The 6,934-nt window shown below is 33.6% G+C and carries 8 protein-coding genes; 3 read left to right on the forward strand and 5 right to left on the reverse strand.

Annotation, left to right across the window (positions count from 1 at the left end; translation table 11 throughout):
- Positions 1–134: 134 nt before the first annotated feature.
- The 4 genes from WBN20_RS16310 to WBN20_RS16325 all read right to left on the reverse strand — a co-directional run bounded on the left by WBN20_RS16310 (position 135) and on the right by WBN20_RS16325 (position 4,935).
- Positions 135–1,076 carry a glycosyltransferase family 2 protein gene (locus tag WBN20_RS16310; protein ID WP_424282453.1) on the reverse strand — a complete coding sequence of 314 codons (942 nt, stop codon included), beginning with the start codon at positions 1,074–1,076 and terminating at the stop codon, positions 135–137.
- Positions 1,063–2,919 carry a glycosyltransferase family 9 protein gene (locus tag WBN20_RS16315; protein ID WP_424282454.1) on the reverse strand — a complete coding sequence of 619 codons (1,857 nt, stop codon included), beginning with the start codon at positions 2,917–2,919 and terminating at the stop codon, positions 1,063–1,065. Before WBN20_RS16315 ends, WBN20_RS16310 begins: the two co-directional genes overlap by 14 nt.
- A gap of 307 nt (positions 2,920–3,226) precedes the next feature.
- Complete coding sequence (locus tag WBN20_RS16320) at positions 3,227–4,024, reverse strand: glycosyltransferase family 2 protein (protein WP_424282455.1); 798 nt, start codon at positions 4,022–4,024, stop codon at positions 3,227–3,229.
- Positions 4,025–4,119: 95 nt separating this feature from the next.
- The gene (locus WBN20_RS16325; protein ID WP_424276028.1) at positions 4,120–4,935 is read right to left on the reverse strand and encodes a 2,3,4,5-tetrahydropyridine-2,6-dicarboxylate N-succinyltransferase; all 816 of its coding nucleotides are present in this window, start codon (positions 4,933–4,935) and stop codon (positions 4,120–4,122) included.
- A gap of 102 nt (positions 4,936–5,037) precedes the next feature.
- Between WBN20_RS16325 and ruvX the strand changes: the two genes are divergently transcribed.
- The 3 genes from ruvX to WBN20_RS16340 are packed head-to-tail and all read left to right on the forward strand — an operon-like array spanning position 5,038 to position 6,523.
- Positions 5,038–5,451 carry a Holliday junction resolvase RuvX gene (ruvX, locus tag WBN20_RS16330; protein ID WP_424273174.1) on the forward strand — a complete coding sequence of 138 codons (414 nt, stop codon included), beginning with the start codon at positions 5,038–5,040 and terminating at the stop codon, positions 5,449–5,451.
- Between the two features lies 1 nt (position 5,452).
- A complete protein-coding gene (gene def, locus WBN20_RS16335) occupies positions 5,453–6,043 on the forward strand; it encodes a peptide deformylase (protein ID WP_424273175.1) in 591 nt (196 codons plus the stop codon).
- 51 nt (positions 6,044–6,094) lie between these two features.
- The gene (locus tag WBN20_RS16340; RefSeq protein WP_424282456.1) at positions 6,095–6,523 is read left to right on the forward strand and encodes a DUF5606 domain-containing protein; all 429 of its coding nucleotides are present in this window, start codon (positions 6,095–6,097) and stop codon (positions 6,521–6,523) included.
- A 13-nt stretch (positions 6,524–6,536) separates the two neighbouring features.
- Here WBN20_RS16340 and WBN20_RS16345 read toward each other — a convergent pair.
- Positions 6,537–6,934: family 20 glycosylhydrolase (locus tag WBN20_RS16345; protein WP_424282457.1), on the reverse strand; the 398-nt coding region annotated here is incomplete at its 5' end.

Consider the following 6,934-nt stretch of genomic DNA (forward strand, 5'->3'; position numbering starts at 1 on the left):
ACCCCAAACAGTATCGGTTGGATATAGTATAATCCCTCCTCTTTTTAATATTTCTACTGCTGCTGCAATTTCTTCTTGGATCATTCTTGTTTACTAAAGGATAAAAATTTATTAATACTTAATTCTGGTCTAATTTACGGTAAAATACGTTGTTCTTGTTTTAACGATTTCCCCATTGGAAGTCCTATTAATATACGATGGAATAATTTAAAATATTTAGGTTTTACAATAGAAACCAGGCCATAACGCAAAATAAAAAACATTCTTAGTATTTGATAATGCAAATACCCGTAATTCTTTCTTATTACATAAAACATTGACGTTTTAAGTTCAATTTTGGTTCGAATATTCCATGCGGCTTTTTGAATACTCATTCCTTGATAATGAAGATAAGAAGCGGAGGGAATAAAATATGTTTTTCTATTTTTTTTCTTTAGCCGATAACAAATATCACTTTCCTCAAAATACAGGAAAATAGTTGTGTCAAACCCACCAACAGAATCAAAATCCATAGCCCTAAAAAACATAAAGCTACCATTTACATAATCAACTGATAATGGCATTGTATACTGTTTTCGTCTGTTAGGCTTCGTTCCTGGAAAAATAAACTCCAACATTTTTTTTCCAAAAATCTCCCTTCCTATAGAAGTGAAATGATCAAAACTAACTTCTTTTTTATGATACTCATTAAAAATTTGAGGACCGCATAATGCTGCATCCTCTGTTTTTTCCATAAAATCATAACATATTTTTATGGGATCTTTTATAAGTAAAGTGTCGTTGTTTAAGAACAGGTAGTAATTTGCATTGGCAAACTGCACCCCATACATGTTACCACCGCCAAAACCAGTATTTATCCTGCTTCTATAGAGGCTTATATTGGTGTTTTTTAGTTCAGAAATATAGTTCTTCAATACCTCATAATCTTTATTTTTGGAGGCATTATCTACTACAATTATTTCGTAGGAAATTGTACCAGTCGTATTTTCCAAAACGCTTTGGATACACTTTTGGGTAAACTCAGACGAATTATAATTGATGATGATTATGGCTACATCAAATTTAATATCTCTCATTCAATGAATTGTCTATAATAGCTTTACTGCAATACTTATTTAGAAAAAGAAGTAATTGTTCTTCAAAAAGAATAGGTTTAAAATAATCGTAGAGGGATCGTATTACTTTTTTAATTTTGTTTTTGTCCATATTTACAAATAATTCCGGATGATAGTCATTTAAATGGATAGCAATATTAAACTCAGATGAACTATCATGCCATGCTTCCTTAACAATAAAAGGGCTAAAGATGCAAAATGTGGGTATCCTTAAAGCTTTGGCCATATTAGCTGCCCCTCCCTCATTTCCAATTAAGGCATCACACTTAGAAAGTATCAAAATAAACTCCCTTAAAGAATTTGCGTAAAAGTCAAAATTTATTATTGATTTGGAGACTTCATTACACTGGTCATAAATGGCCCTGGCTTCATCTTTTTGATTTGGTAAATAATTAAAAAGTACCATGCCATCAACGTTTGAACAAACTATGTCAACAACTTTGGACATATATTCAGAAGGGTAAGTTTTTAAAGCACTACTCCCCAAAAGACTAATCATAATCAGTTTCTGATCAGAACTTGTTTTTAATTCCCCAATCATTTGTTGGGCCAAAGCATTTTCTTCCTGACTTAGATATAATTTAGGAGAGATGGAATAATCATCAAATTCTGATGTAAGTGGACTAACTAATTGCAATCTGATTTTATTGGCAAGTGAATTCTTATTATCAGGAATTTGGATTTCCGTTACGGTATCGGTATATATCCAGGAGGTGTACCACCTGTAATGAGCAATTTTCCGTGGCGATCGGGCAAAAATAGAAATCAGGTTGCTTTCCAATTTACCGTAAGCATCTATAACTACGTCGTAAGATTGTGATTGGATCGATTTTAAAAATGAATAAAAGGCCTTTTTATTTTCGCTATATTCTTTTTTAAAAACGATGATATCATCAATATGTGGATTGTTATTCAATACCGCTAAGGTATTTTCATTTGCGATATAATGGATGGTACATTCAGGGAACAAATGTTTTAAAGTACGGCAAATGACCGTACTGGCTAAAACATCCCCTATCATTTTTTGTTGAATAACAAGAAATTTCCTGTTTACCACATTCTCATTAAGAACTTCAGGAGTTTTAGAACCGCTTTTATGAACTAGATTTACACATACTGCGCTATATCTAAGTTGCTTAAACTTAATCCCAAAATTGTGCAAACGTTCTACAAATTCTCTTTCCTCACCTTCACATCCGATATCTTTGCAAGATTCAATAACTTTAAGAATATCATTTTTCCAGCCCGAAGAATTAGACCTGTTCCAACTGTACTTTCTTGGTGTTAAAGTATTAAAGGCTTGTGAAATAAATCCTCTTGACTTAAGCTTTGCATTTTTGAATGATTTTTTTATTCCTTGCTTTCTTAGCCAGTTGATTTTGAAGCAATTTTGTTCTTCAATGTCTTTTAGGGTTAAAGACCTCGATATATATAAAGGCAACAAATAATGGACTCCTGAAATAAATGTTTTAGTGGCCTTATTTATAAAGTGAACCTGCACAAAATCCTCTCTGGGAATACAGTCGCCTTCTGTTAAAATTATATAATCCGTATTGGATGATAGAAGGGCCTTAGTTAAAATTTTGGTTTTCTGACAGCCATCATCATTGTGCGAAATATGACTTATCGGAAAGGATAACTTGGTCTTTATATTATTAATTAATTCCTTGGTTTGGGCCCCCGATCCATCTTCGGCAATGATCAATTCGAAATCCATAAAGGTCTGGCAATTGAATCCCCAAAGAACCTTTTCCAACAATTCAGGTTGATTATAAGTACTTACTATTACACTTACCGCACTCATTTAAGATTATTTATGATCACTGTTATTACAAATGTAGTTTTTTGCATATCATATCCAATATGCTTTCTAAATTAATGCTGGATTAACATAGTTAAAAGGGCATCAAGTTCATTAAAACAAGGACATCTTCGAAGTAATTAAAATTCGAATATGAAGTTTTAGTATTGAAGGAAATTCAATGCAGAATTGCACTAAAATAAGTAAAAATAATACTTCAAATTGCGAAAAGATTGATGATATTAATCTATTTCACAATTATCTTTTCGGTAAGGGATAATGTAGTAAGAGAAAGGAAGCGTAACTGCCTCTATTCGGGCATAGCTAAATAATAAGCAAGGTCATTATTATTTTCCAATTTCTTTAACTCACGAAAACGCTCCAGAACTCCAAGTGCATCCAGATAGCAGATAATAATGCCTTTTTTGCCATCAAGTATACCTAATCGAAGGAAATAACTTTGAAAAAATTTCCAACTTGGCTTAACGATCATGTAAAAATAATTGAATTTATTCTCTTTGAAAAATGATTCTTTAGCCTTTAATCGACCATAACTCATCATTTTCTCCTTGTATTCCTCGAAATTTTTGTAGCAATAATGAATGAGTTTTTCATTTAAGATTCCAGAAGACCCATTTACATCTAAAGTCTCATGCACCAATTTTTCTTCGGAAAATTTAACTTTATTCTTTCTAAAAAGGCGATAATTTTTATCGGTTTGCCAACCGCTAAATAGTAAGGACTTATTTTGGAACATAAATTTTCTATAAAACCAGTATGCAGAGTGTTGAGGTTTCGAATTTATGGTATTTAAAATCTCAGATTTAAGATTTTCGGTAACAACCTCATCTGCATCTAAAAACAGAACCCAATCATTTGAAGCCTGCTTTAATGCAAAAGATTTTTGTACCGTAAAGTTGTCAAAAGGATGTTGAATTACCTTTACATTTTTTAGATTGACCAAATATTCGAAAGTCCCATCAGTACTAAAAGAATCAACTACGATTATTTCATCCGCAAAATCTATAGATTGGATACATTTTTCTATGTATCCAATTTCATTATAAGTAATAATTAATGCTGATATTTTCTCCTTCGAACTAGTCATTTAAAAAATGATATAGGTATTATTCTAAATACAATTAACAAAGTTATAACTATAAATTAGAGAAAATATTATCCCAAACAATATTTTTAAAAAAATTATACAGCTACATTATACTCTCTGAGTGCTTCATTTAACGAGGTTTTTTTGTTTGTACTTGCTTTACGAACACCAATAATAAGAGCGCAGGGAACCTGAAATTCTCCTGCAGGAAATTTCTTTGTATAGCTTCCGGGAATTACTACAGACCTTGCAGGGACCAAACCTTTTCGCTCTACAGGAGTGACACCAGTGACATCAATAATTTTTGTGGAAGCGGTTAACACAACATTTGCTCCTAAAACTGCCTCCTGTTCAACTCTTACACCTTCAACAACAATACATCTGCTGCCAATAAAGGCATTGTCTTCAATAATAACAGGGGCAGCCTGTAAGGGCTCTAAAACTCCTCCAATTCCAACACCGCCACTTAAATGTACGTTTTTTCCAATTTGCGCACAGCTCCCAACAGTGGCCCAGGTATCAACCATTGTGCCTTCGTCTACATAGGCACCAATATTTACATAACTTGGCATGAGAATTGTGCCTTTTGAAATGTAGGCACCATGTCTAGCTACAGCATGTGGGACCACGCGAATCCCCTTTTCCTTGTAGCCCCTCTTCAGAGGAATCTTATCGTGGTATTCAAAAATCCCTGCTTCAAGTGTTTGCATTTTCTGAATAGGAAAGTAAAGTACAACTGCTTTTTTAACCCATTCATTTATCTGCCAATCTCCCTTCACGGGTTCTGCACATCGTAATTTTCCATCATCAATGAATTGAATTACCTGCCTTATAGCATCTTGTGTTTTAGTTTCTTTAAGGAGTTCTCTATTGTCCCAGGCATTTTCAATTGTTTTTCGGAGTGTATTCATATTGCCAGAATAATTTGCGCAAAGATAGGAGGTAACTACTAATTAATCTTTAATTTTTATAGGCGTAACAAATTATCCCTTATTTTTGCAAAAAAAATTGATTTGGCGAGAATTATTGCACTAGATTTTGGTAAACAACGGACCGGGATAGCAGTTACAGACGAGTTACAGCTTATTGCCTCTGGTTTGGCTACCGTAAATACCAAAGATCTTTTACAGTATCTTAAAGAGTATACAGCCAAAGAAGATATAGCAGCGATAGTTGTGGGTGAGCCTAAGCAATGGGACAACACGCCATCTGAATCAGAAGTATCAATTCAGGTATTTTTAAAAAAATTAAGGACTTCTTTTCCATTAATTCCAATTGATCGGCAGGATGAGCGATTTACATCAAAAGTTGCTTTTCAAACCATGATAGAATCAGGGGTTAAAAAAAAGCAACGACGGAATAAGGAATTGATAGACGAAATAAGTGCAACCCTTATTTTACAGTCATATTTAAACAGAATACAATAGAATGAATTTATCTATTTTAGCCTACGGGGATCCAATTTTAAGAAAAGTAGGGAAATCTATAAACAAAGACTACCCTAAATTAATGGAATTGATTGCGAATATGTGGGAAACTATGTATAATGCAAATGGCGTAGGCCTGGCCGCACCTCAAATTGGACTGCCGATTCGACTATTTATAGTAGACACAGGACCTTTTGCAGATGATGATGAATTATCTCCGGAAGAACAGGAGGCCCTTAAAAATTTTAAAAGAGTATTTATTAATGCCAAAATTGAGGATGAATCCGGCACTAATTGGACTTTTAATGAAGGTTGTCTTAGTATTCCTGATATCCGTGAGGATGTTTCACGTATGGATACCATTTCAATTAGCTATTTGGATGAGAACTTCAAAGCACATAAAGAGTCTTTTGATGGACTTTTAGCAAGAGTTATACAACATGAATACGACCATATTGAAGGAATTCTCTTTACAGATAAACTCTCCAGCCTCAAAAAAAGGCTGCTTAAAGGCAAGCTTGCCAACATCTCAAAAGGTAAAATCAATGTGGAGTATAAAATGCGTTTTCCTGATTTGAAAAAAGTACGCTAAACGGGAAGATTAATTTCATAGAGTTTAATATTTATCGTTTTAAAAATATTTATGAGTTTAGATAAAATACTATCAATTGGCGGAAGGCCCGGGCTTTATAGATTACTTACCCAAACCAGAACAGGGCTTGTCGCGGAATCCCTGCTGGATAATAAAAGAGTTACTGTGGGTATGAGCAGTAATGTGAGCGTGTTATCTGAAATTGCTATTTATACTTTGGAGGAAGAGCTTCCGCTTAGAGCCGTATTTGAAAAAATTCAAATCAAGGAAAAAGGAGGTAAAACCTCCGTTAAACATAAAGATAACAAATTAAGCCTTGAGGAATATTTTTTTGAAGTATTACCCAATTACGATGAAGACAAGGTCTATGTAAGTGATATAAAAAAAGTTATACAATGGTATAATATTTTACATGATCATGGAATTACAGATTTTACTGCAACTTCTGAAGATGCGGATAAGGCAGATGAGGAAGAATAGTCTACGGTAAAAACTAATCTTTTTGAATGGTTTTATAAGTAAATCTACTTTCCTTCCAATCAATTAATTCAGAAGGGTAAAATTTCACATTCATCCGGTCCAAATAAGGCGCCTGATTTGCCAGACGCACCTTGAAATTTTCCCAATTTCGGTTTTCTTCCGGACTCCAACTCAATTCAGAATACCCGATTACCCTTGGAAATGCCAAATATTCTAATTCATCAATATTGCTTATAGTTTCTGACCAAAGCGGAGCTTCAACTCCTAAAATGTTTTCTTTTGGAATACCTGCATAACTCTCTGGAGACCATACATATGCTGTATCAACAGGAATATAAGCCGCCCAATGAAGTCCATGTTTGGAAAGGGTATCATATTGCATATCCAAATATGCTTTTTTTGCAGGCGAAA

The sequence above is a fragment of the Eudoraea sp. genome (genome assembly GCF_049665975.1).
Taxonomy (GTDB): domain Bacteria; phylum Bacteroidota; class Bacteroidia; order Flavobacteriales; family Flavobacteriaceae; genus Eudoraea.

Bases quoted from the DNA above. Each gene is read 5' to 3' on its own strand.
- WBN20_RS16325 (WP_424276028.1), bottom strand. From the start codon at position 4,935: ATGAATACACTCCGAAAAACAATTGAAAATGCCTGGGACAATAGAGAA.
- WBN20_RS16320 (WP_424282455.1), bottom strand. From the start codon at position 4,024: ATGACTAGTTCGAAGGAGAAAATATCAGCATTAATTATTACTTATAAT.
- WBN20_RS16310 (WP_424282453.1), bottom strand. From the start codon at position 1,076: ATGAGAGATATTAAATTTGATGTAGCCATAATCATCATCAATTATAAT.
- def (WP_424273175.1), top strand. From the start codon at position 5,453: ATGAATTTATCTATTTTAGCCTACGGGGATCCAATTTTAAGAAAAGTA.
- WBN20_RS16340 (WP_424282456.1), top strand. From the start codon at position 6,095: ATGAGTTTAGATAAAATACTATCAATTGGCGGAAGGCCCGGGCTTTAT.
- WBN20_RS16315 (WP_424282454.1), bottom strand. From the start codon at position 2,919: ATGAGTGCGGTAAGTGTAATAGTAAGTACTTATAATCAACCTGAATTG.